The organism is Parachitinimonas caeni (assembly GCF_030129945.1).
Classification (GTDB): domain Bacteria; phylum Pseudomonadota; class Gammaproteobacteria; order Burkholderiales; family Chitinimonadaceae; genus Parachitinimonas; species Parachitinimonas caeni.
In genome coordinates this window covers 154,217-176,280 of sequence record NZ_JARRAF010000008.1, presented here as the reverse complement: position 1 = coordinate 176,280, position 22,064 = coordinate 154,217, and the positions used below count along the sequence as shown (strand labels likewise).

Annotated in this window: 17 protein-coding genes; 3 read left to right on the top strand and 14 right to left on the bottom strand. The window is 58.8% G+C overall.

From position 1 onward, the window contains the following. Positions 1-130: 130 nt before the first annotated feature. From PZA18_RS09480 to PZA18_RS09450, 7 genes are all read right to left on the bottom strand, one after another. Positions 131-1,006, bottom strand: coding sequence for a MinD/ParA family ATP-binding protein (locus PZA18_RS09480; RefSeq protein WP_284100588.1), 876 nt, complete (start codon positions 1,004-1,006; stop codon positions 131-133). Then, positions 999-2,657: a flagellar biosynthesis protein FlhF gene (gene flhF / locus PZA18_RS09475; protein ID WP_284100586.1), complete on the bottom strand. Its 1,659-nt coding sequence runs from the start codon at positions 2,655-2,657 to the stop codon at positions 999-1,001. The genes PZA18_RS09480 and flhF overlap by 8 nt, the downstream gene beginning before the upstream one ends. Positions 2,658-2,771: 114 nt before the next feature. Beyond that, the gene (flhA, locus tag PZA18_RS09470) at positions 2,772-4,838 is read right to left on the bottom strand and encodes a flagellar biosynthesis protein FlhA (protein ID WP_284100585.1); all 2,067 of its coding nucleotides are present in this window, start codon (positions 4,836-4,838) and stop codon (positions 2,772-2,774) included. 183 nt (positions 4,839-5,021) lie between these two features. Then, on the bottom strand, positions 5,022-6,161 hold the full coding sequence (gene flhB, locus PZA18_RS09465; protein ID WP_284100584.1) for a flagellar biosynthesis protein FlhB: 1,140 nt from the start codon (positions 6,159-6,161) through the stop codon (positions 5,022-5,024). A 185-nt stretch (positions 6,162-6,346) separates the two neighbouring features. Then, complete coding sequence (locus tag PZA18_RS09460) at positions 6,347-7,390, bottom strand: hypothetical protein (protein ID WP_284100583.1); 1,044 nt, start codon at positions 7,388-7,390, stop codon at positions 6,347-6,349. A gap of 213 nt (positions 7,391-7,603) precedes the next feature. Further along, the gene (locus PZA18_RS09455; RefSeq protein WP_284100582.1) at positions 7,604-7,873 is read right to left on the bottom strand and encodes a PhaM family polyhydroxyalkanoate granule multifunctional regulatory protein; all 270 of its coding nucleotides are present in this window, start codon (positions 7,871-7,873) and stop codon (positions 7,604-7,606) included. Between the two features lie 182 nt (positions 7,874-8,055). Beyond that, entirely contained in the window at positions 8,056-10,356 is a 2,301-nt protein-coding gene (locus PZA18_RS09450) for an NADP-dependent malic enzyme (RefSeq protein WP_284100581.1), read from the bottom strand. Positions 10,357-10,917: 561 nt separating this feature from the next. Between PZA18_RS09450 and PZA18_RS09445 the strand changes: the two genes are divergently transcribed. Next, the gene (locus tag PZA18_RS09445; RefSeq protein WP_284100580.1) at positions 10,918-13,221 is read left to right on the top strand and encodes a glycogen debranching protein; all 2,304 of its coding nucleotides are present in this window, start codon (positions 10,918-10,920) and stop codon (positions 13,219-13,221) included. 75 nt (positions 13,222-13,296) lie between these two features. Here PZA18_RS09445 and PZA18_RS09440 read toward each other — a convergent pair whose 3' ends face one another. Beyond that, the gene (locus tag PZA18_RS09440; RefSeq protein ID WP_284100608.1) at positions 13,297-14,940 is read right to left on the bottom strand and encodes an electron transfer flavoprotein-ubiquinone oxidoreductase; all 1,644 of its coding nucleotides are present in this window, start codon (positions 14,938-14,940) and stop codon (positions 13,297-13,299) included. 188 nt (positions 14,941-15,128) lie between these two features. On the opposite strand from PZA18_RS09440, the gene PZA18_RS09435 reads away from it, so the two are divergent. Continuing rightward, positions 15,129-15,497, top strand: coding sequence for a cupin domain-containing protein (locus PZA18_RS09435; protein WP_284100579.1), 369 nt, complete (start codon positions 15,129-15,131; stop codon positions 15,495-15,497). A 130-nt stretch (positions 15,498-15,627) separates the two neighbouring features. Further along, positions 15,628-16,260 (top strand): tetratricopeptide repeat protein, encoded by a 633-nt coding sequence (locus PZA18_RS09430; RefSeq protein WP_284100578.1) that lies wholly within the window; start codon positions 15,628-15,630, stop codon positions 16,258-16,260. A gap of 383 nt (positions 16,261-16,643) precedes the next feature. Here PZA18_RS09430 and bamC read toward each other — a convergent pair whose 3' ends face one another. The 6 genes from bamC to tsaB all read right to left on the bottom strand — a co-directional run bounded on the left by bamC (position 16,644) and on the right by tsaB (position 22,052). Further along, the gene (bamC, locus tag PZA18_RS09425; protein ID WP_284100577.1) at positions 16,644-17,834 is read right to left on the bottom strand and encodes an outer membrane protein assembly factor BamC; all 1,191 of its coding nucleotides are present in this window, start codon (positions 17,832-17,834) and stop codon (positions 16,644-16,646) included. A gap of 33 nt (positions 17,835-17,867) precedes the next feature. Beyond that, positions 17,868-18,746 (bottom strand): 4-hydroxy-tetrahydrodipicolinate synthase, encoded by an 879-nt coding sequence (gene dapA / locus PZA18_RS09420; RefSeq protein ID WP_284100576.1) that lies wholly within the window; start codon positions 18,744-18,746, stop codon positions 17,868-17,870. 316 nt (positions 18,747-19,062) lie between these two features. Then, positions 19,063-19,740 carry a glycerophosphodiester phosphodiesterase gene (locus tag PZA18_RS09415; protein ID WP_284100575.1) on the bottom strand — a complete coding sequence of 226 codons (678 nt, stop codon included), beginning with the start codon at positions 19,738-19,740 and terminating at the stop codon, positions 19,063-19,065. Positions 19,741-19,996: 256 nt separating this feature from the next. Next, positions 19,997-20,938: a uracil-DNA glycosylase gene (locus PZA18_RS09410; protein WP_284100574.1), complete on the bottom strand. Its 942-nt coding sequence runs from the start codon at positions 20,936-20,938 to the stop codon at positions 19,997-19,999. Continuing rightward, positions 20,935-21,372 (bottom strand): ribosomal protein S18-alanine N-acetyltransferase, encoded by a 438-nt coding sequence (gene rimI, locus PZA18_RS09405; protein ID WP_284100573.1) that lies wholly within the window; start codon positions 21,370-21,372, stop codon positions 20,935-20,937. Before rimI ends, PZA18_RS09410 begins: the two co-directional genes overlap by 4 nt. After that, positions 21,369-22,052 carry a tRNA (adenosine(37)-N6)-threonylcarbamoyltransferase complex dimerization subunit type 1 TsaB gene (tsaB, locus tag PZA18_RS09400; protein WP_284100572.1) on the bottom strand — a complete coding sequence of 228 codons (684 nt, stop codon included), beginning with the start codon at positions 22,050-22,052 and terminating at the stop codon, positions 21,369-21,371. Before tsaB ends, rimI begins: the two co-directional genes overlap by 4 nt. Positions 22,053-22,064 lie beyond the last annotated feature (12 nt).

Genomic DNA, 22,064 nt, shown 5'->3' with positions numbered 1-22,064 from the left:
CCTTGCGATACACCGCCTCTTCCTGAGGGATGCAGGCCCTGCAGTCGGGTGTTTGTCAGAACACCAATGCCTGACTGCAGGGCCTGAGCTTTTGCGGGGATATTGGTTCTGATATGGGAGGGGCGAGTGGCTACAAGGTGGCATCCAGAGCCAGCTTGCGGCTGCCGTCAATGGCGCGATACAGCAGGTTGGCGCGGTCGCCCTGTGCAATGGCGGCGGGTGGCCAGCGCAGCATGGCATCGGCCAGCTGGTCGAAGGCGATGCTGGCTTCTGCATCGGGAAACGCATCGGTAACCGGGCGCCCAAGACGGTTGGCGCGGTGCAGACGTTCATCCTCCGGGACAAAACCCATCAGCCGCAAGCGCGCCCCCAGATAGCGACCTGCGACTTCCTTGATACGACGAAACAGCGCCCTGGCGGTTTCCAGTGTGCGAACGCGGTTTGCCAGAATCCAGAACTCGCGTCGGCCGTATTCATTGTTCAAGAGCTTGATCGAGGCATAAGCCTCGGTAATCGACTCGGCATGCGGGGTGATGACCACGATCATGTCGTCTGATGCCAGCGCCAGACTGGGCGGCTCATCGGTCTGTGCCGGCCGGCCGTCAATCAGATGCAGATCTATGCAAGCGGCAATGCTGTCGAATTCGTCAGCGAGCTGGCGCTGGCGGATCGGCGAAATGCCGGCCAGCACCTGCTGGCTGGCCTGCAATGGCAGAAGCTCTATGCCACCCGGCGCTTGCAGGGGTAAGTCGGACAACCGCACATCCCTGCCTAATACATGGTCAAAGGTAAAGCGTTGATTCAGCTGCAGGCGGGCGACGGCACTCTCGTTGCCGCGTGATTCATCCACCAGCATGACCCGTTTGCCGTGGTGGGCCAGCGCCGCCGCAAGGTTGATGGCCATGCTGGTGACGCCTGTTCCGTGTGCGCCAAAGCAGCAGATGGCGCGGCTGCCGCCATGCTCGACCAGATCGCGTAGTCCGGCTGCCTGATCACCGCTATGCATTGCCGACCTCACCCCAGCTGAAATCCAGATGTGGCTCGGTCTTGGAGCCGAGGAATACCGGGTATTCCTCCGATTTCAGCCGATACGCGGGTAGCTCCGGGGGCGCTTTGAAGACGCGGTCAATCAGGTAGGCCGAGCTGGCGACGTGCAGGTCTTCCGGCACCCGCTGGCCGTTGGTGATGTAGTACAAGGGCAACTTGTAACGCACGATCACATCCAGGCCATTGCCCACCGAGAATGCCTCGTCCAGCTTGGTGAAAATGCAGCCGGACAAACCGCCGCCAAAATACCGCCGGACAACATCATCCAACGTATTGCCCTGAGCATTGGCGGCCAGCAGCAACAGGCGCTTGACCTGATTGCCATGACCGCTCAGAAATGCGATCTGGTCGGCAATGCGCTGATCTCGCTGGCTCATGCCCACGGTGTCGATCAGCACCAGATGGCGATTCGCGACACTCGACAAGGTGTGTCGCAAGTCTTCTTCCCCAGAGACAGCAAACACCTGCACGCCGAGAATCTTGCCGTAGATGCGGAGTTGGTCCTGCGCGCCGATCCGGTAACCATCGGTGGTGATCAGTGCTACCCGGTTGGGGCCATGTTTGAGCGTAGCGCGAGCGGCGAGCTTGGCAACCGTGGTGGTTTTGCCGACACCTGTCGGGCCGACCAAAGCGTACACCCCACCACTATCGACAATATCGAAGGCGGAACCAACCGTTGGCAGGTTGTGTTGAAGCGCGCTGCGTGCCCATTTCATGCCCCGGTCAACGTTGTAACCGGCGGGCATGTTGTCAACGATCTGCCGGGACAGGGCCGGGCTGAAGCCGACCGACAGCAGACGGCGAAAGACCTCCAGGCGCTCGGGGTCGTGTCGCTTCAGCTCGTTCCAGGCCAGACCGGCCAGCTGACCCTCCAGCAGACTGCGCAGCTGCTTGATTTCCCGGGTAACTTCTTCAAAGGCCTCAGGGGTCTCGGTTTTGCTGACGGCGACGGCTGGGGAGGAGGCAACCGGCTTGGGCGGCACCCGGCTTTCACCGGGCTCTGGTGCTGGCTCTGGTGGCGCGGGTGAGACCTTGGTTGGCTCGCTGGAAAACAGCTGAGGCTCTCGCCGCATCGACTCGGTCGCGGTGATGGGAATGCCAAACTGTGGGTCGGTGCGGGTAGCCTCAATCGACATTGCCGCCGCAGGTGGCTTGATGACCGGGTCAGCCCGGACAGGCTTGGGTTCTGGCCGGCGCACAGGGGGGGCAGACGGCTTGCTGGCGACATCCGCATAGCTTGGCTCGTCGTCGGATAGCTCGGGTGGAATGGCGTAGGTCCGCTGCAGGGCTTTGGCCTGAGCCGACACGGGTCGTGCGGCCGCAGCAGCTGCGGCAGGCGCAGCGGCAGCCGCCGGTGGAGCGCTGACCGGCAATGCCGGCTTGCCGACGACCCTGACAGGCTCTGCCGGCCGTGGCGCTGCAGGTTTGCCGGCGGGTTTGGTGATCTGGTGGCTGCTGAGTGCCGCTACATCGGTATCGGCCACGGCCATGATTTCGATGCCACCATTAACCTGCCGGTTGGACAGGATCAGTGCGTCAGGCCCCAACTCATCCCTCACCTGACGCAACACCTCGCGGGTGCTGGTTCCGTAGAATTTTTTGACGACCATATCGGCCTCTCTTTGGCTGGTCGGTTATGGCGCCTGCAATGACTGCGGCGCTTTGTATTGTTTTATTGACTGGGGGCTTGGTTGCCACCCGGTTGAATCTGGCGAACGAATACCTCAGGCCCTGCCTCCCAATACCGCAACGATACGAATCGTCTTGGTATCGGGGATTTCGCTGTGTGCCACGACTTTGAACTGCGGCACTGCCCGCCGCAAAAAGCGCGATAACAGAGGGCGCAGGCCAGCAGGGGTGATCAGCACGGAATTCAGTCCTTGCTGCTCCAGCGATTCACTGATTTCCCCGGCCTGCTTCAGCAGCGATTCTGCCAAGCCCGGTTCCAACCCGCCACGCCCCTGAGTGGCTTGCATCAGGATGTTTTCCAGGCTTGGATCAAGCGCTACCACCTGTAGCTCGGTTTCGCCAGGGAAGAGCTGATGCATGATGGCCCGACCCAGCGCGGTACGCACCGCAGACGTCAGCTCGTCAGGATCGCCTGTGCGGCTGATGCTGTCGGCCAGCGTCTCCAGAATGGTGCGCATGTCGCGGATATGCAGCCCTTCATCCAGCAAGTTATGCAGCACTTTTTGCAGCAGTCCGATCGAAATGACTTTAGGTACGACTTCTTCAATCAGTTTCGGGTAATCCTTGCCGATATGGTCCAGCAACTGCTGGACTTCTTCCCGCCCCAGCAACTCCGACGCGTGCGTTTGTAGCAGGTTGGAAATATGAGTTGCCACCACGGTACTCGCATCAACCACGGTATAACCAAGCGCCTGTGCCTGATCGCGCAGATTGCCGTCTACCCAGATGGCAGGCAGGCCGAAGGTCGGGTCGGTGGTCTGTGTACCCGGTAATGGCCCTAGCACACGACCGGGGTTAATGGCCAGAAACTGGCCCGAATAGGCTTCGCCCATGCCGATATCCACACCCTTGAGCTGAATGCGATAGGCGTTGGGTTTGAGTTCCAGATTGTCGCGGATGTGGATGGGCGGCACCAGGAAGCCCATTTCCTGAGCAATTTTCTTACGGATGCCCCGAATCCGTCGCAGCAATTCCCCATCCTGATTACGGTCTACCAGCGGGATCAGCCGATAGCCAACTTCCAGCCCGACGGGATCGACCGGCGAGACGTCATTCCAGCCTACCTCCTGCATGGGTGGTTCGGCAGCTTGTTTGGCGGCCTCTGCCGCCTGGGCGGCCTGCTGCTGGGCTGGGTCAGGCTGTTTGGCCTTCTGTTCGAGCCAGTAAGCAAGACCAGCCAACCCCGATGCAATCAGCAGGAAGGCAATGTGTGGCATGTTTGGAATCAAGCCAAACATGCCGATCACGGCAGCGGTGACATAAAGGGTCTGCGGCTTGGCAAACAGCTGGCCTATCAACTGCTGTGACAGGTCTTCGTCGGTGGCAACGCGTGAAACGACGATACCGGCCGCCGTAGAAATGATGAGGGCAGGGATCTGTGCCACCAGACCGTCACCAATCGTCAGCAGGGCAAAGGTTTTGCCGGCTTCGGCGAATCCCATGTCGTGCGAGAGCATGCCCACGATGACCCCGGCACCGATGTTGATGACCATGATCAGAATGCCAGCGACGGCATCGCCCCGGACAAATTTTGAGGCACCGTCCATTGAACCGAAAAAGTCCGCTTCCTGTGCGATATTCGAGCGCCGTTTGCGTGCTTCGTCTTCACCGATCAGACCGGCGTTGAGGTCTGCGTCAATCGCCATCTGTTTGCCGGGCATGGCATCAAGCGTGAAGCGTGCCGATACTTCCGCAATCCGGCCGGCACCTTTGGTGATGACCACAAAGTTGATGATGGTGAGGATGATGAACACCACGATGCCGATGGCGAGGTTGCCGCCAATCAGGAAGTGACCAAAAGCCTCAATAACCTTGCCTGCGGCGGCTTCTCCCTGGTGCCCCTGCGACAGGATGACCCGTGACGACGCCACGTTAAGGGCCAGCCGTAACAGCGTTGTGACCAGTAGAACCGTTGGAAATGCTGAAAATTCAAGGGCCTGCTTGGTGTTGATCGACACCATCAGCACGATAATGGCAACCGCAATATTGAAAGTGAAGAACAAATCCAGCAGTAACGCGGGTAACGGCAGAATGAACAGGGTCAGCACCATCAGAACGAGGATGGGGCCAGCTAACCGGGTGAGGTTTGCGCCACTGAACATTGATTCTTAAGAAACTCGTTTAACAGTTTGATTTATAAAACCAAGCAGGTATCAATACAACTCTGGCACCTGCCACGTTGCGCTTTCGCCACTGCAAAAAAACGCTATGCGATTGAATCTTTGCGGGAATCTTAAGTTCTGCTGACGTCAGGTTTGCAGTCGCCAACCTGACGTCACCAGAACCTAGGCTTCGCCGCCTGGATCCAGCTCCGGGGGGACCGGCAGATTCTGTGGCGGGGTAGGTTGTACGCCACCAGTCTGCTGATAGGCTCGCAACTGGTAAACATAGGCCAAAACTTCGGCGGTTGCTGTATACAGGGCTGCAGGGATTTCGGTTCCCAGCTCGGCGTGATGATAGAGCGCCCGCGCCAGCGGCGGCGCGCGCAGGATCGCCACCTGATGCTCCTTGCCGATTTCGATGATGCGCTCTGCCAACAGATATGACCCTTTGGCGACGACCACCGGGGCTGCATTCTTGCCTTCTTCATAGCGCAGGGCGACGGCATAGTGAGTCGGGTTGGTGACGATCACATTGGCCTGCGGAATCTCCGCCATCATGCGCTTGCGGGCCGCTTCGCGCTGCATGGCGCGGATGCGGCCTTTCAGTTGCGGATCGCCTTCCGCTTCCTTGGCTTCCTGACGGACTTCCTCCTTGGTCATACGCAGGCCACGGCTGTATTCCCACATCTGGTAAGGAACATCCAACGCCGCCAGGAGCGCCAGCGAGCCGACCACCAATAGCAGGGTGAATCGCACCAGCTCGAACACATAGGCCATGCCCATCATCGGTGGCATCGAAATCAGAGTCAGAACCTCATCCCGCTGTCGCCAAAGCACGGCGATGGCCACACCGCCAATCAGGCTGGACTTGAGAATGGCCTTGATCATTTCTGACAGCGCATGTACCGAGAACATCCGTGCCAAGCCGTTGACCGGGTTGAGCTTGCCGAAGTTGGGTACCAGTGGCTCGAACGTGAATAGCCATCCCCCCACCAGCAGCGGGGCCACAATGGCTGCGATGACGGTCATCATGAACACGGGTAACAGTGAAGTCAGAACGGACTGCGAAGCCCGTAACAACTGCAGGGCCATCTGGGTGGGGTCGGCGATGCGTGCCCGGTTGAAGCTGAGCTGATCGACCATCATCTGCTTGATGGCCGTAAGAATATCCGGGCCTTGATAAATGATGCCGACAACGCCGGTCATCAGCACGGCGAAGGTTACCAACTCCTGAGAGCGGACAATCTGGCCCCGTTCTCGGGCTTCTTCCAGCCGTCGGGGCGAGGGGTCTTCGGTACGTTCAAGATCACTGTCTTCGGCCACGGCATTTCCCTTTGGGAGGCTGACTGAAAACTGCTGGGTACGTCGAAGGAGGGGAATCCGGGCTGCACCCGGCCGCGGGCGAGACGGCTGTCTCGCTGCGGGGCGATTACTTCAAACTAGACCGAAAGCTGGCGCAGTGCGGTGTCAGGGGCACCGTTGCGCCAGTTACCGGCCAGTCGAGGTGATTACTTCTTCTTGTTGGCCTGTACGGCGCCACGTAACAGCGCCATATCGGTCAGGCGGATGATGTCGGCAGGGCTCTGACGGATCATGTCTGCCAGGCGGGCCTTCTTCTTCAGGAATGCTTCAACCGCAACCCAGCCTGCCAGACGGGCTTCGTTCAGCTTGTCCTTACGATAGGTCTCGATGGTAGCGCCGCTATCTTTCAGCAGGGGCACCATTTCCTTGAAGATGTCTGCCTGTTTCCCTTGGGCATTGGCCAACCAGTCTGCCGGTACATCCATGTATTCAGCCTGGGTCTTGCCGGGTACGACATTCTGCAAGACGTGCGCCTTCACGCCTTCGGCCACTACCCACTCGGCCAGATTGCGTGGGTTGCCATTAGGCCAGGCGACGATGGTGTTCTGCATATTGTCAGCCAGGATACGGGCCAGAGGCAGTGCGCGCTGTTCGGGCGTGACTTCAAGCGGCAGGTAGATCTTCTGCTTGCCTTCTTCGATCTTCGACATCACCTTGCCTTCGAACAGGCCAACGTAGGTGACAAAGCCAATCGACATGCCTTTTTCTGGCAGATATTGCGCAGCCAGTGCCGTGTTCAGGGCGTCGGGCTTTGGCTCCATGGTGTCGTAGCCGCCTTCAATCTGCTTCATGACTGCGGCGTAACGATCGAACTTGGCGTCAAGCTCTTTGCGCAGGGCTTCGTCGTTTTCTTGCACGGTGAAGTTGTAGTACTTCTTCCAGGCATTGAAGCGTTGTTCAGCGTTGGGCATGGCTTTGACCGGTGCTGCAGGCGGCGCCGGTGTTGGTGCGGGTGCTGATGCGGTTGCCGGTGGCTTGGGGGCGGCTGGCGGTGACGGTACTACTACGGGGGTTGTCGCCGCATCGTAGAAGTCGATGAACAGCGGTGTCATATCCTTCAGCGACATTTCAATCTGCGGAGCCTTGGCAGGCTGAGCTGCCGGCGCAGCGGCGGGCTGCTTCTTGGCAGCGTGGGCAGGGATGGCGAGCAAGGCGGCGCTTGTCAGGCTGGCGATCAGAAGTTGTCGCACGACGGATTCTCCTGTAATTCGATCTGTCTTGATCAAGGTAAAAACGTGATTGAAAAAACCGGGCTGTTCGCCCGTAGATTAAAAACGTCAAAAAGTCCGGCCGATCTGTCTTCCGCAATGTATTGCGGCAGCTGGCATGCTTCAGAACCCTGATCAGTCTTGGAGATAGGCGGGTTCTTCAGCGCCTGAAGGATGCTGGCCGACTCACGGCGTTCATTTGCCTGGCGGCTTGGCGGGCGGTTCTTTGTCCATCCGCTTCATGGCCGACAGGCCGGTTTTCTGCAGCTCCAGTGTCTTGATGCTCATCTGCAACATTCCCAGCTGCATATTCAGCCAGTGCTCGATGGTTTTGAGCTCGGTGATGCGTCGGTCCAGCTCCTCTTCGGTCAGCGGGGGCATGAAGTTCTGCATCTGCGACTCCATGGGCTTCCACAAATTACGGAAGAAGCCAAATGGGTCGCTGGACTTGAAGTCATCACTCATGGGCATTTCCTCGTTGGCACAGGGGGAGATTGCCAGGGTGGTCCGCTGTTGCAGGTTTCGACCCGGCACCAAAACCGGGCGATTATGGCGCAAGCCTGCGTTGGCTGCACGGCTTATCGCGAAAACGACAAACCGGGCTTGAGCCCGGTTTGTTTTTGCTGCATTGCACGATCTGCTGCGGATCAGATTTCGTAGGAAACCGGCGAGGTCAGTTGCGAAGCCTCGACGGCGGCAAGTGCCGTCATGTTGATCAGACGTCGGACTGAGGCGGTGGGGGTGACAATATGCACCGGCCGCGCACAACCCAGCAGAATCGGCCCGATGGTCAGGCCATCGCCCGAGCTGACCTTGAGCAGGTTGAACGAGATATTGGCGGCATCCAGCGTCGGCATGACCAGCACATTGGCTTCGCCTTTCAGATCGGAGTTCGGGAAGACCTGATCGCGGATAATCGACGACAAGGCGGCATCCCCGTGCATTTCGCCATCGACTTCAAGATCAGGCGCCATCTCGCGCAGCAGCTCAAGCACTTTGCGCATCTTGAGCGAGGTCGGTGAATCGACCGTGCCGAACGACGAGTGTGACAGCAACGCTACTTTCGGCTGGATGCCGAAGTTACGGACCGTGCTGGCGGCCATCAGGGTGATTTCCGCCAGTTGCTCGGCGGTTGGGTCCTGATTGACGTAAGTGTCGGTGATGAAGACATTGCCCTTGGGCAGCATCAGCGCATTCATCGCTCCCCAGGTGTTGGTGCCGGGTTTGCGGCCAAGCACCTGCTCCACGAAGTCCAGATGCGAGTGATAGTGGCCATAGGTGCCGCAGATCATGGCATCGGCTTCGCCACGGCGGATCATCAGCGCGCCAATCAGCGTGGTCTTGCGGCGGACTTCGCGCTTGGCGAATTCCTGCGATACGCCACGGCGCGCCATCAGTTGCTGGTAGAGCGTCCAGTATTCGCGGTAGCGCGGGTCATATTCGTTGTTGACCAGCTCGAAATCGACCCCCGGGCGGATGCGCAGGCCCAGTTTCTCAATGCGCATATTGATGACATTGGGGCGACCGATCAGGATGGGGAAGGCCAGGCCTTGGTCTACCACTTCCTGAACGGCATGCAGGACGCGCTCGTCTTCACCTTCGGCGTAGACCACCCGCTTCTTCGACTGCTTGGCCGCGCTGAATACCGGTTTCATGAACAAGTTGGACTTGTAGACGAATTGCAGCAGATCATCGCGATAAGCGTTGAGATCGGTGATTGGTCGGGTGGCGATACCGCTATCCATAGCCGCTTTGGCGACGGCAGGGGCGATCTTGACAATCAGTCGTGGATCGAAGGGCTTGGGAATGATGTATTCGGGACCGAACTTCAGCGTCTGGCCGCTGTAGGCATCTGCCACCACGTCTGACTGCTCGGCCATGGCCAGATCGGCAATCGCCCGCACGCAAGCCAGCTTCATTTCATCGTTGATGGTGGTTGCCCCAACGTCCATGGCTCCCCGGAATATAAAGGGGAAGCAGAGGACGTTGTTGACCTGATTCGGATAGTCGGAGCGACCGGTACAGACGATGGCGTCTGGCCGGGCTTCTTTGGCCAGCGGGGGCAGGATTTCTGGCTCAGGGTTGGCGAGTGCCAGAATCAGTGGGTGCGCAGCCATCGACCGCACCATATCCTGCGAGACGAGGTTGGGGCCAGATAGACCAAGGAAGATGTCCGCGCCGGCAATCGCATCTTTCAGGGTGCGATTCGGGGTGTCCTTGATGTAGCGCAGCTTGGACTCGTCCATGCGGGCCTGGTCTTCCCGCCCTTCATAAATGACGCCCTTCGAGTCGCAAACGATGATGTTGGCGACGTCGATGCCGAGCTTTACCAGCAGGTCAAGACAGGCAATCGCTGCTGCGCCAGCGCCGCTGGTCACCAGTTTGACCTTGCTGATGTCCTTGTTGACCACGCGCAGGCCATTCAGAACGGCTGCCGCAGTGATGATGGCAGTGCCGTGCTGGTCATCGTGGAATACCGGAATCTTCATCCGTTCACGGCATTTCTTCTCGATGTAAAAACACTCTGGCGCCTTGATGTCTTCGAGGTTGATGCCACCAAAGGTCGGCTCCAGCGCACAGATGATGTCGATCAGCTTGTCCGGGTCTTTTTCGTTGACTTCGATGTCAAACACGTCGATACCGGCAAACTTCTTGAACAGCACGCCCTTGCCTTCCATGACCGGCTTCCCGGCGAGCGGGCCGATGTCGCCCAGACCGAGCACGGCTGTGCCATTGGAGATGACTGCGACCAGATTGCCGCGTGCGGTGTACTTGTAGGCGTTAAGGGGGTCTTCGACGATGGCGTCGCAGGCAGCAGCAACGCCGGGGGAATAGGCTAGTGCCAGATCACGTTGTGAGGCCAGCGGCTTGGTCGGTGCGACCTGGATTTTGCCGGGCTTGGGAAATTGGTGATATTCGAGTGCGCTCTTGCGCAGTTCTTCATCCATCTGCGGCTCCAACCTTCCTTTTTGAGAATGCTTGCCATTATAGACCGGACGTTTGACCCAAATACTGCGGAAAGCCGTACAAAGGCGCATTCCGGCAAGTTCGGGTCGCTTCGGCCTGCCCTTTCGGTGAGCTGTAGTTTCGGACAACTGGATTACAAATCGGGGCTCACCTAGGCTCTGTTGACGTTTTGTTTTCGGTCGCGCCGGGCCGAGTTTTGGGGCTAGGCAGGGTGAGTGCGGTTTACGAGCTAAATAAGCGAACCCTAACGACGCCATGCCCCAAAAATCGACCCGGCCTTGTGTGGCTGTTGCCGCGAAGCGGCTTACAGCCACGGCATCCCCCTTGCGGGGACGGAGGGTTTCGCCGGATTTAGGCCTGCTGCGGTGTTGACTGCCAGGCGGGAAACCGCGTGGCTTACCACTAAGCGGCGCGCTTTTCGCCTTGCATCAGGCCCAAATCCGACGAAACGCGATCCGAAAATAAAACGTCAACAGCGCCTGGTCTCGGCCCCTACCGGCTGTTACGGCGTCAAAATTAATAATTCCTGATTCGGAGACAACATGCTGCCCTTTCGCCCAGCGCTGCTTGCCGCGCTGCTGGCGGGTGCTTCCCTGTGCGCCCTGCCAGCCAATGCTGCCATCAACCCCAACCAGCTTGGCGCTCGCTATGACGCCCGCCAGACCAACATCGGCTTCAAGGTGTTTTCGTCGCGTGCCAGCCGTATCGAGCTGTATCTGTATGCTGCGCCGACGGGCCAGCACGAGATCACCCGTCTGTTGATGACCCGGGATGTCAATGGCGTCTGGAGTACGGCCATTTCCACCGACATGCTGAGAAAGCTGGGGGCGAGCGGTACCGTTTACTATGGCTATCGGGCCTGGGGACCCAACTGGCCCTATAACCCGCTTTGGAGCAAGGGTTCAGATATCGGTTTCATTTCTGATGTGGATGAGCAGGGCAATCGCTTCAACCCGAACAAGCTGCTGACAGACCCCTATGCGCTGGAGCTGAGCCACGACCCGGTGACGCCGTCGATGCAGAGTGGCACGGCGTATGCCAGTGGTGCTTTATACCGCAAGGTCGATAGTGGATTGGTTGCACCCAAGGGCATCGTACTGAAGCCGGATGCGACGCCGACCGGCAGCAAGCCGATCCGAGCGTTCAAGGACGACGTGGTGTATGAAGCGCATGTGCGGGGGCTGACGAGGAATGATCCCGCCGTTCCTGCGGCCTATCGGGGCACTTACAAGGGGGCTGCGATGAGGGCGGCGTATTTGGCCTCGCTGGGCGTGACGGCGGTGGAGTTCCTGCCGGTGCAGGAGACCCAGAACGATGCGATTGATGTCTATCCAACCAGTACCGTAGACGACAATTATTGGGGGTATATGACTCTCAACTACTTTGCGCCGGATCGCCGTTACGCCTACGACAAGTCACCAGGCGGCCCCAGTCGTGAGTTCAAGCAGATGGTGAATGCCTTTCACGCACAGGGAATCAAGGTTTACATCGACGTCGTCTACAACCACACGGGCGAAGGAGGGGCCTGGACGGCTGGCGATAAGACCACCTACAACCTGTTCAGCTTCCGTGGGTTGGATAATCCGAGCTATTACTCCCTGACCAATGATCGCCAGTCCCCTTGGGACAACACCGGCGTGGGCGGGAATTACAACACCCGTAATCGAGTAGCGCAGGATCTGATCGTCGATTCGCTGGCGCACTGGCGCGACAACCTCGGCGTGGATGGCTTCCGCTTTGATCTGGCCACGGTGCTGGGGAATAGCTGCGAACATGGCTGTTTTAACTACGACAAGCTTGACGCCGGCAATGCCCTGAATCGCATTGCTCGTGAGCTGATGCCACGGCCGGCGCAGGGTGGGGCAGGGGTGGATCTGATCGGCGAGCCGTGGGCGATCGGCGGTAATTCGTATCAGGTGGGCGGCTTTCCGTCTGGTTGGGCGGAGTGGAATGGTCTCTACCGGGATACGATCCGAAAAAGCCAGAACAAACTGGGCGTCGAGCCGGTGACGCCGGGCCAGTTGGCCATGCGCGTTGCAGGCTCGGCGGATTTGTACCAGGACGATGGCCGCAAACCCTGGCATTCGGTGAATTTCATCACCGCCCACGACGGCTTCACCCTGAAAGACCTCTACAGCTGCAACAGCAAGCAAAACACCCAGGCATGGCCATACGGCCCCTCGGATGGTGGAGAGGATCACAACCATAGCTGGGATCAGGCCGGGGTGGCGGCTGATCAACGCAAGGCGGCGCGCAATGCCGTAATGCTGATGGCGGTCTCCGCCGGGGTGCCGATGTTGGTGGGGGGAGATGAATATCTGCGCTCCCTTCAGTGCAACAATAACCCTTACAACCTCGACTCCTCGGCGAACTGGCTAAGCTGGAGCTGGACGGCCGAGCAGAGTCAGTTCAATCGCTTTACTCAGGCCATGCTGGCGTTTCGCAAGGCGCACCCGGCATTGCGCCCAGCTGATTTCTATTCGGCTGGCGATGGCAACGGCAATGGCATGGAGCAACTACGCTGGTTCAAGCCGGATGGTTCTGTTGCGGATAGCGCCTACTTCTCTGACACCAACAACCGGGCATTGGCCTGGAGGATTGACGGCAGTGAGTTGGCTGATCCGGCTGCGGCCATCTTCGTTGCATACAACGGCTGGAGTGGCAATGTGGACTTTCGGTTGCCGTGGCCCGGCGCGGGTCGCAGCTGGTATCGCGTAACCGACAGCTGTAACTGGGCAGAAGGGCCGGCCCAGGTGCGCGAGCCGGGGCAGGAAGTGCTGATGGGAGGCGAATCGACGGTATATGGCCTGTGCGGCAGAGGAGTATTGCTACTGATCGCCAAGTAGTGCTGGGCGTTTGAGGCAAGAAACGAACAACGGCGACTTGTGTCGCCGTTGTTCGTTGTGCGGCTGACCTATGCCTTACATATTTGGATAGTTTGGTCCGCCTGCCCCTTCCGGGACAACCCAGTTGATATTCTGAGTCGGGTCTTTGATGTCACAGGTTTTGCAATGTACGCAGTTCTGGGCGTTGATCTGCAGCTTGGGCTGACCTTCACTCAGACCGACGTATTCATACACGCCTGCCGGGCAGAAGCGCTGCTCCGGTCCCTGATACTTGGTCCAGTTGACGGCAACCGGCACCGACACATCTTTCAACGTCAGGTGGCTGGGCTGGTCTTCTTCATGGTTGGTATTCGAGATGAAAACCGACGACAGCTTGTCGAAGCTGACCACGCCATCCGGCTTGGGATAACTGATCTTGTCGCATTCGCCTGCCGGTTGCAGGCATTCGTGGTCGGCCTTGCCGTGGCGGAAAGTCCAGGGCAGACGGATGCCGAGCGAATGGCACCACATATCAAATCCGCCATACAGTGTGCCGCCCCACATGCCGAACTTGGTGAGGGCTGGTTTGACGTTGCGTACTTTATCCAGGTCATCCCAAACCCAGGACTTGCGCATGGCTTCAGGGTAGCTTGTCAGCTCGTCATGGCCGTTGCGGCCTTCGCCACAGATGGCCTGGAAGGCGGCTTCGGCAGCCAGCATCCCGGTCTTCATGGCATTGTGGCTGCCCTTGATGCGTGGCACGTTGACAAAGCCTGCCGAGCAGCCAATCAGTGCACCGCCAGGGAAGACCAGTTTCGGAATCGACTGCTGGCCGCCTTCGTTGATGGCACGTGCACCGTAGGCGATTCGCTTGCCGCCTTCGAAGAAGCTGCGGATCGCGGGATGGGTCTTGAAGCGCTGGAACTCGTCGTAAGGGGATAGCCAGGGGTTGGCGTAGTTAAGGTGAACCACAAAGCCCACCGCCACCTGATTGTCTTCCAGGTGATACAGGAATGAGCCGCCTCCCGCCACGCCACCCAGTGGCCAGCCTTGGGAGTGGATCACCAGGCCTTGTTTGTGCTTGGCCGGGTCGATTTGCCATAACTCTTTCAGGCCAATACCGAATTTCTGTGGATCAACGCCATCACGCAGGTTGAAGCGAGACTGGATTTCTTTGGCCAGCGAGCCGCGAACACCTTCAGCAATCAGCGTGTACTTGGCGTGCAGCTCCATTCCCCGTGCATATTCGGGCTTGTGGCTGCCATCTTTGGCAATGCCCATATCACCGGTGGCTACCCCCTTCACCGAGCCGTCGTCGTGATACAACACCTCGGCGGCTGCGAAACCGGGATAGATTTCCACGCCCAGCTCTTCCGCCTGCTGGGCCAGCCAGCGGCAGACATTACCAAGGCTGACGATATAGTTACCGTGGTTGTTCATCAGGGGCGGTAACAGCATGTTGGGAATACGCCACGCTTCGTCTTCTTCCAGAATCAGGAAGCGATCTTCATTCACGGGCGTATTGAGCGGCGCACCGCGTTCTTTCCAGTCAGGAAACAGCTCATTGAGCGCGATGGGGTCGATGACGGCGCCGGACAGGATGTGAGCGCCTACCTCCGAACCCTTTTCGAGCACGCAGACACCGATTTCCTTTCCGTCCTTGGCCGCCATTTGCTTCAGGCGGATCGCTGCGCTCAAGCCGGAAGGGCCGGCGCCAACGATAACGACATCGTATTCCATGAATTCGCGTTCCACGCTTTATTCCTTTCACTGAATTGTTTTGAGCCCCGATATATGTCGGGTTTGCTACCAATTATCGCCTGAATGATGCCGATAAAGCGGATTGGCAGTCAAACAAGCGTTTGATTTGCAATATGGCCCGGCTCGGCGTGGGATAATGGCAAAGTGCTCATAACGAGGAAAATGCCATGCCAGCAACCAAGATAGTCGTCTTTTCGGAAAATCGAGTCGAGCCGGTGCTGGATCACCCCCGCAGCGAGCGTCTTGTTAGTGGCAACCCACAACGCAATACCTGGACCCAGTACCAGCAGGCGGGTTTAAGTTGCGGTATCTGGAGCTGCGAACCCGGTGCCTGGCGCATTCAGTTTGCCGCCGACAAGCATGAGTTTTTTTGTGTACTGGAAGGGAAAGTACGCATTCACGATGAAGCCGGAAACTTCAGCGAGATCGGTCCTGGTGAAGCGGCTGTGATTCCAGCGGGGTTCCGTGGTCGCTTTGAAGTTGTGGAAGCCGTTCGCAAGTACTTTGTGGTGTATGAGGGCAGTGCGCCAGTCTAAGACGCCAGCTTGAATCGACCGCAGTCGCCATCGGCCGGTAACGCTCGTCACTTTGGGGCCTGCTTGCTTGGCACCGAAAGATAGATAGCGTAACGGCGACCAATAGGCATCAGCTTTCAGGAGAACTGTCATGCGAAAGGTGCTGGGTTGTTTGCTAGGTCTGGCCGGACTGTGTGGAGGGGTGTATGCAGAAACTGCAGGTACTCTGGCCTATCAACGTAACGAGCTGGTGGAAGCACGTCGGCTAATGGAGCACGGCGCCAGAGCTGGCAGTCGCCTGGATCAATTCAATCTGGCGATGATGATGGTCAGAGGCGAGGGGGGATCGACTGATCTTCCCTCTGCCGTCGAATGGCTGAAAAAAGCGGCCGCTCAAGGTTCTGCCCCGGCCTCGAACGCCTTGGCGATGCTGTATGAGCGCGGAGAAGGGGTGGAAAAGTCGCTAACCGAGGCAACCCGGCGTTTCGAAGAGGCGGCAGCGCTTGGCCATGTTGAGGCTCAGGTGGCTGCGGGCACCCAGTATTTTCTGGGTAGAGGGGCGCCGCAGGACTACGCAAAGGCAGCTCGCTGGTATCGTCTGGCTGCAGAAGCGGGTCACGCGGGCGCCCAGTATTTGCTGGCTTCACTTTATGAACACGGTGATGGTGTCACGCAAGACCTGATCGAAGCATACTACTGGTTCAGTGCAGCCGCTCGCGGGGGGGATCCTGCTGCACCCTGGCGTGCGCGTGAGATTGCCGCCCGAATCAAGGCGATGCGCTGACGTTGCCCGCCACAGCAAACCAGCTTGAGGCAATTAGTACAGGTTTGCCGGATTTACTTGTGCAGTGTCAGATCACGCCAATGCAGCTATGCTGGTCCGTGCTGCCAACAATTTCACAGAAAAAACTGGCAGAGCCATCGGCAGGCCCGCACTCTTCCCCAAACAGATGCGGAGGGATGGCAGGTACCGGATGTCGAAGCCATAAGGCATGTTTCGATGTTGTGGCGACATTGGGCATGTCACTGTAAACCACCATGCTTCGTGAGTACCTGCTTACGATGGCCATACGCAAGGGGCGGGTTGAAACCCGCCCTTTTTTCTTTTCAGCAGACATAAAAAAACCGGAGGGGGAATCCTCCGGTTTTTGGCTTGGGCCGTGGCGATCAACGCAGTTGCGCTAGCACTTGGTCCAGCACTTCGATGGCAGGTGCTGCCGTCGCAGGGGTGCCATCTTTATTGGCGATTCTGACGGAGGTCTGGTTTTCTTTGCTGGAAACGATCACCAGATACTCCGGCACTTGTGTGCCGCTTGCTTTCGGATCGGTGCCGGCTGACTTATCCCGCCAGAAGGCTAGCTTCGACCAGAAGCCTTCTTCCTCGGCACCTCCGCGAGCGATGATGGCTTTGACATAGAAGGTGCCCATGGCGCGGTCGCGGTCGGTTACAACATAACCAGTCCGGTCCAGTGCCAGTCCAACACGCCGCCAGGCGCGGTCAAAGGTATCAACCAGCACAATCTGGCGTTTGCCATCGGCTTGTTGTTCCATCCGGGCATTGGCAGTGGCGGTATTGATGGTGGTAGCCGGCTTGCTTGTGGCATCTGCGACAGCGGCTGCAGTCTCTTCTCCTACCCCCATTCGTAACATCAGCTTTTTGAGCATTTCAGCTTCGCGCTCTGGCTGCGAAGGCCGGGGGGTCCAGATGGTGGTCGTTTGCTGCCGATCGCTATATACCTCTTCCATCTTGCGCTGGCTTAGATAGATTTCGGTTGATTTGCCATCTGCACTGCGCTCAACACGGGTGCGGAATTTCTCCATTTCGCCGCTGGAGTAGACTTGGTCAAGCACGCGCCCAAACAGCCCTCGCAGGCCACTTTGCGGCACTCGCGCCCGGACATCTGCCCAGTCTGTTTCGACAATGCCCAGTACGGCACTATCTACCGTCAGGGCATAGCCGGCCTCATCCCAGAAGCCGCGAACCTGTGGCCAGACTTTCTCTACGGGGGCATCCACCACCAGCCAGCGCTGGCCAGCAGCCTGCTCAATCCGCACGCCAGTCAGGCTGGGAGCGACAGTGTTGTTTTCGATGGCTTTGGCTGCCTGGCCAGATAGTTTGACGCCAGTCAGGCCCGGAATGCTGTAATTGCCGGATGAGTCTGGCGCGGTCAGGTCTGGAGGCACTTCCAGCGAGCGGGAGACAACTGATTCCCGGGCTGATTTATACGAGGCATTCGCGTCGGCTTTGTCGTCCGAGGAGATAAACGGGATCTTCACGTTGCTGCAACCGGCCAGCAAGGCAAGCAATGTCAGCGAACTGATGGTCTTGAAAGGGAGTGCGGTGATGCGATTGAGCATAGCGGTATCAAATACTGGGTAAACGTCGAGCCATCAGGCAGTAATGCCTGCCTGGCGCATGGCGCCGATGACGGCATCGTGACTATGGGCGGAAAGCGGGGTTAATGGCAGGCGCAGACCACCGGGCATGAGACCCATCCTGGCAACCGCCCACTTGGCTGGAATCGGGTTCGATTCGATAAAGAGTTGTTTGTGCAGGCCCTGCAGGCGGTCGTTGAGTGCGCGGGCACCGGCAATGTCACCAGCCAGTGCTTTGTTGCACATCTCGCTCATGGCCTGAGGCGCGACATTGGCGGTGACCGAAATCGTGCCATGTCCGCCCAGCAGAATGAAGGCGAGTGTGGTGGCGTCGTCACCACTGTAGAGCACAAAACCTTCAGGCGCCCGGCGGATCAGGTCGGCAGCCCGGGCGAGATCGCCGGTGGCATCTTTGATACCAACAATATTGGACACTTCAGACAGCCGCAGTACGGTGTCGTTGCTCATGTCCGCGCCGGTACGGCCGGGAACGTTGTACAACAGAACGGGCAGATCGACGGATTCCGCGATGGTGCGGAAGTGGCGATACATGCCTTCCTGCGTGGGCTTGTTGTAGTAGGGAACGACGGAGAGCGACAGATCGGCGCCGGCGCCCTTGGCCAGCTTGGCCAGTTCAATGGCTTCTCGCGTTGAGTTGCCGCCGGTGCCAGCAATGATGGGTACCCGTTTGGCGGCGTGCTCGACGGCCACCTTTACTACCTTGATGTGCTCTTCCACATCCAGCGTGGCGGACTCACCGGTGGTGCCAACGGCGACGATGCCTTTGGTGCCTGCTGCGATATGGAAGTCGATCAGTTTGCGAAACGAGTCGAAGTCAAGACTACCGTCTTCGAACATCGGCGTCACAATAGCTACGAGGCTGCCTGTCAACATGATCCCGTCTTCCGAACGAAAAGGCGCATTCTAACTGAACTAACTAGGGTCTGTTGACATATGGTTTGCAGATCGCGTTTGTCGGCAAAGGGCCTGAAGGGCAGCAGAAACCATGCTGCGCTGCAGGCTGATGGCTATTTTCCGGTTAAGCACGGTGGCTTGGATTGGGCGATGTCGCAAACCTATGTCAATAGGGTTTGGCCTGCCGCGATGAGCGCTTGAACCGCAGCAGGCTGGGCTTCGAGAAGCCGTTTCGGTTGAAGTTCCCTGCAGAGGGCCGAAATTGCAGCGCGCCGTAATTCAAACTCAACAGAGCCTAATGGTGCTTGGCGCCGGCGGCGCTCAGGCCGCAGTGTTCGGGGTGGTCGGTAATCAAGGCATGGACACCGAATTCGCGGCACAGATCATGTTCGAACGGCGTTCCTGCACCGTAAACGGCGTTGCGAAAGCCAAGGTTATTGGTCTGGCGGACGATTTCCTGATCGAGTACCTCGTAATGCCAGACGAGGGTACGCAGATTGGCAACAGGTAGTGCGGCATGCAGCAAGGTGTTGATGGCCACAGGCTTGTGCGCATTCAGAAAGCCACATGGCGATTTGAGTGCTCTGGCGGCAGCCAGGGCGACATCGTGGTGAAAAGAAGTGATGAGTAGCCGGTGCCGGGCTTCGTAGCGCTGCAGGATCGGCAAGGCAATGCTGGCAGCGGCCGGTGTCTTGATTTCGATATTCCAGAGCAGGCTGGGGATGGCATCCAGCGCTTCGGTCAGGGTTGGGACTGGATAGCCGCAAGCGTCCGACAATTCACGTCGCGTCAGCGCGGCAACCGGGATGCCATTCGGGGCGACGCGATCGTGAATCAGCACGGCTTCCTGGTCGGCCGAGACACGCACGTCGGTTTCGATGCCGTCAAACCCCAGTTTGGCGGCAGCCAGAAACGCTTCAAGGGTGTTTTCGTGGAGCTGGGCATGCGCTCCACGATGAGCAAGCAGATACATAAGGCCACTTCCGGGTGAACGATGATTCATCGTAGGCGCTGTTACCGGATTTTGCCCGGTCGCTGCGCGGTTTCTTGCGTGGGCCTTACGGTTAATGGAAGGGGAGCAGCGCTTGCCTATTGATAGACATCGCCAGTAGCAGAACCCAGTTGGGTCGGATGCTCAGCTGTAGAAGCCTTGCTGCGAGCGGTGTGCGCTTCGCTTTGGTTCGGGTTGTTTTCTGGCGAGGCGCACTCCGCAGACTCAACCGTAGAACCTAATCGGATGAGTCCTCGTCCGTGGCTTGTTGCGGTGGCAAAGCGCGGGCTGGGTTGACGGTACGTCTGGCCAGCAGCAAGTCTTGCCAGGCTTTGGCTTTGTCCGGCAGGTTGCGTAGCAGGTAGGCCGGGTGGTAGGTGACCACGACGGGAGTGTCGCCGTATTGATGGACTTTGCCGCGTAGTGCGCTGATGGGGGCGGTACTGCTGAGCAAGGTCTGCACCGCAAAGCGACCGGAGGCAATGATCAGTTTGGGCTGGATCAGGGCAATCTGCCGCAGCAGGAAAGGTGCGCAGAGTGCAACTTCGCCGGGTTGCGGGTTACGGTTGCCCGGTGGTCGGCACTTGAGCACGTTGCCGATGTAGACCTCCTGATTGCGCTTGGCGGATACCGAAAACAGCATCTGGTCGAGCAATTTGCCGGCTTGGCCGACAAATGGCTCACCGCGTTTGTCTTCTTCAGCGCCTGGCGCCTCTCCGACTACCATCCAAGTGGCCCCAGGTTGGCCAACGCCGAAGACGGTCTGGGTGCGGCCTTCGCATAGTCCGCATGCCCGGCACTGGCTGATTTCCGCTTGCAGCTCGTCCCAGCTCAGGCCCGCGATGCGGGCGGCGCGCTGCTGTCGACTCTGTTCTTCTGGGTCAATTTCTGTGTTGGCTGGGCTTGTGGGGGCTGCGTGGCTTCCGGACTTGCTGCTCGGGCGGTTGATGGGGATCACTGGCGCGCTACGATGCATCTCCTCAGCAGGCGCCATGCGGGCTTCGGCCGGGGGGGGTTCCAGTGTATCGGCGGGGTGAGGAGGGTGGGCTTCATCGTGGCCGACGAAAGCTGCTGCCTCGGCCTGTTCGGCCTCCTGCTCTGCCAATGCTTGCAGCAGCTCCCGTCTGATCCAAAGTGGGGCCAGACCAAGCTCTTCCAGAATGATGTCGTGTCGGGTCACAGTGCCAGGTCCATCAGGATGGCGTCTTCATGGCCATTGGGGGTCGGGTAGTACTGTTTGCGGCAACCGACTTCCTTGAAGCCGACGCGCTGATACAGCGTCCGGGCGGACTGATTGCCCTCCCTGACCTCCAGCATCAGAACCTTGGCCAGATTCCGCCGCGCATGCTGAATCGCTTCCGCCAGCAGTAGGCGCCCAAATCCCTTACCTTGCTGACTGGGGTCAATCGCGATGTTCAGAAGCGTGGCTTCGTCGAGCACCTGCATGATGACGGCAAAGCCAATCACTTGCCCTTCCTGTTCCATCACCATTGTGTGGTGACCAAGCCAGATGGATTGGCTGAATTGCCGTTCGGTCCAGGGGGAGTGCTGCACCTGGGCTTCGATCGCCGCTAACAGCGGCAGATCGTCATCGGTAGCGATTCTGATACTCATGCTTTGGCCCGTTCGTGAGTTTTCTGGGCGACTTTGTCGCGCACATACAGCAGCTCCAGCGCATCGGCGGCAACAGCCCGGCCGGCGGCAAACTCATGCCGGGCCAGGCGCGCGATGTCACAGGCTAGCGGAAGTCGATCGGGGGTGATGCTGGCCAGCTGCGTACCCAAACGCTGTTGCAGGGCTGGACCATAGGCGGCGAAGCCATTGCCGATACCATGCCAGTCCTGATTTTCGGGCAGCAGCACCTGCTCCGGGTTGGCCAGCCCGGTTGGAATGACCTCATGGGGCACTCCGTTGGCGTCACGCTCAAACGCGGCGTAGTACACCTGACTCATCCGTGCGTCCATTGCCACGAAGGCGCGTGGACCGGTGGTGGCGGTCGCCAGTGCAGCCAACGTGTTGATGCCGACAACCGGACGGTCGATGCCGAATGCCAGTCCCTGCACGATGCCACAGCCAATCCGCAAACCGGTAAATGAGCCGGGGCCGATGCCAACCGCGATGCCGTCGAGCTGGCTCAGGCTGAGCTGGCAGTCGGCCAGTAGTTGGCGCAGATAGGGCAGTGTCAGTTCGGAGTGTTGCTGGCCTACCTGCCAGGCGCGGTCAATCTGCTGGTCATCGAGAATCAGCGAAAGCGACAGATGGTCGGTAGAGGTGTCGAGCGCGAGTAGTTTCATGATCGAAAAATG

Bases quoted from the DNA above. Each gene is read 5' to 3' on its own strand.
- bamC (WP_284100577.1), bottom strand. From the start codon at position 17,834: ATGCTCAATCGCATCACCGCACTCCCTTTCAAGACCATCAGTTCGCTG.
- PZA18_RS09455 (WP_284100582.1), bottom strand. From the start codon at position 7,873: ATGAGTGATGACTTCAAGTCCAGCGACCCATTTGGCTTCTTCCGTAAT.
- tsaB (WP_284100572.1), bottom strand. From the start codon at position 22,052: ATGAAACTACTCGCGCTCGACACCTCTACCGACCATCTGTCGCTTTCG.
- PZA18_RS09430 (WP_284100578.1), top strand. From the start codon at position 15,628: ATGCGAAAGGTGCTGGGTTGTTTGCTAGGTCTGGCCGGACTGTGTGGA.
- PZA18_RS09415 (WP_284100575.1), bottom strand. From the start codon at position 19,740: ATGTATCTGCTTGCTCATCGTGGAGCGCATGCCCAGCTCCACGAAAAC.
- PZA18_RS09480 (WP_284100588.1), bottom strand. From the start codon at position 1,006: ATGCATAGCGGTGATCAGGCAGCCGGACTACGCGATCTGGTCGAGCAT.
- dapA (WP_284100576.1), bottom strand. From the start codon at position 18,746: ATGTTGACAGGCAGCCTCGTAGCTATTGTGACGCCGATGTTCGAAGAC.
- PZA18_RS09440 (WP_284100608.1), bottom strand. From the start codon at position 14,940: ATGGAATACGATGTCGTTATCGTTGGCGCCGGCCCTTCCGGCTTGAGC.
- flhA (WP_284100585.1), bottom strand. From the start codon at position 4,838: ATGTTCAGTGGCGCAAACCTCACCCGGTTAGCTGGCCCCATCCTCGTT.
- PZA18_RS09435 (WP_284100579.1), top strand. From the start codon at position 15,129: ATGCCAGCAACCAAGATAGTCGTCTTTTCGGAAAATCGAGTCGAGCCG.
- rimI (WP_284100573.1), bottom strand. From the start codon at position 21,372: ATGAGTATCAGAATCGCTACCGATGACGATCTGCCGCTGTTAGCGGCG.
- PZA18_RS09450 (WP_284100581.1), bottom strand. From the start codon at position 10,356: ATGGATGAAGAACTGCGCAAGAGCGCACTCGAATATCACCAATTTCCC.
- flhF (WP_284100586.1), bottom strand. From the start codon at position 2,657: ATGGTCGTCAAAAAATTCTACGGAACCAGCACCCGCGAGGTGTTGCGT.
- PZA18_RS09445 (WP_284100580.1), top strand. From the start codon at position 10,918: ATGCTGCCCTTTCGCCCAGCGCTGCTTGCCGCGCTGCTGGCGGGTGCT.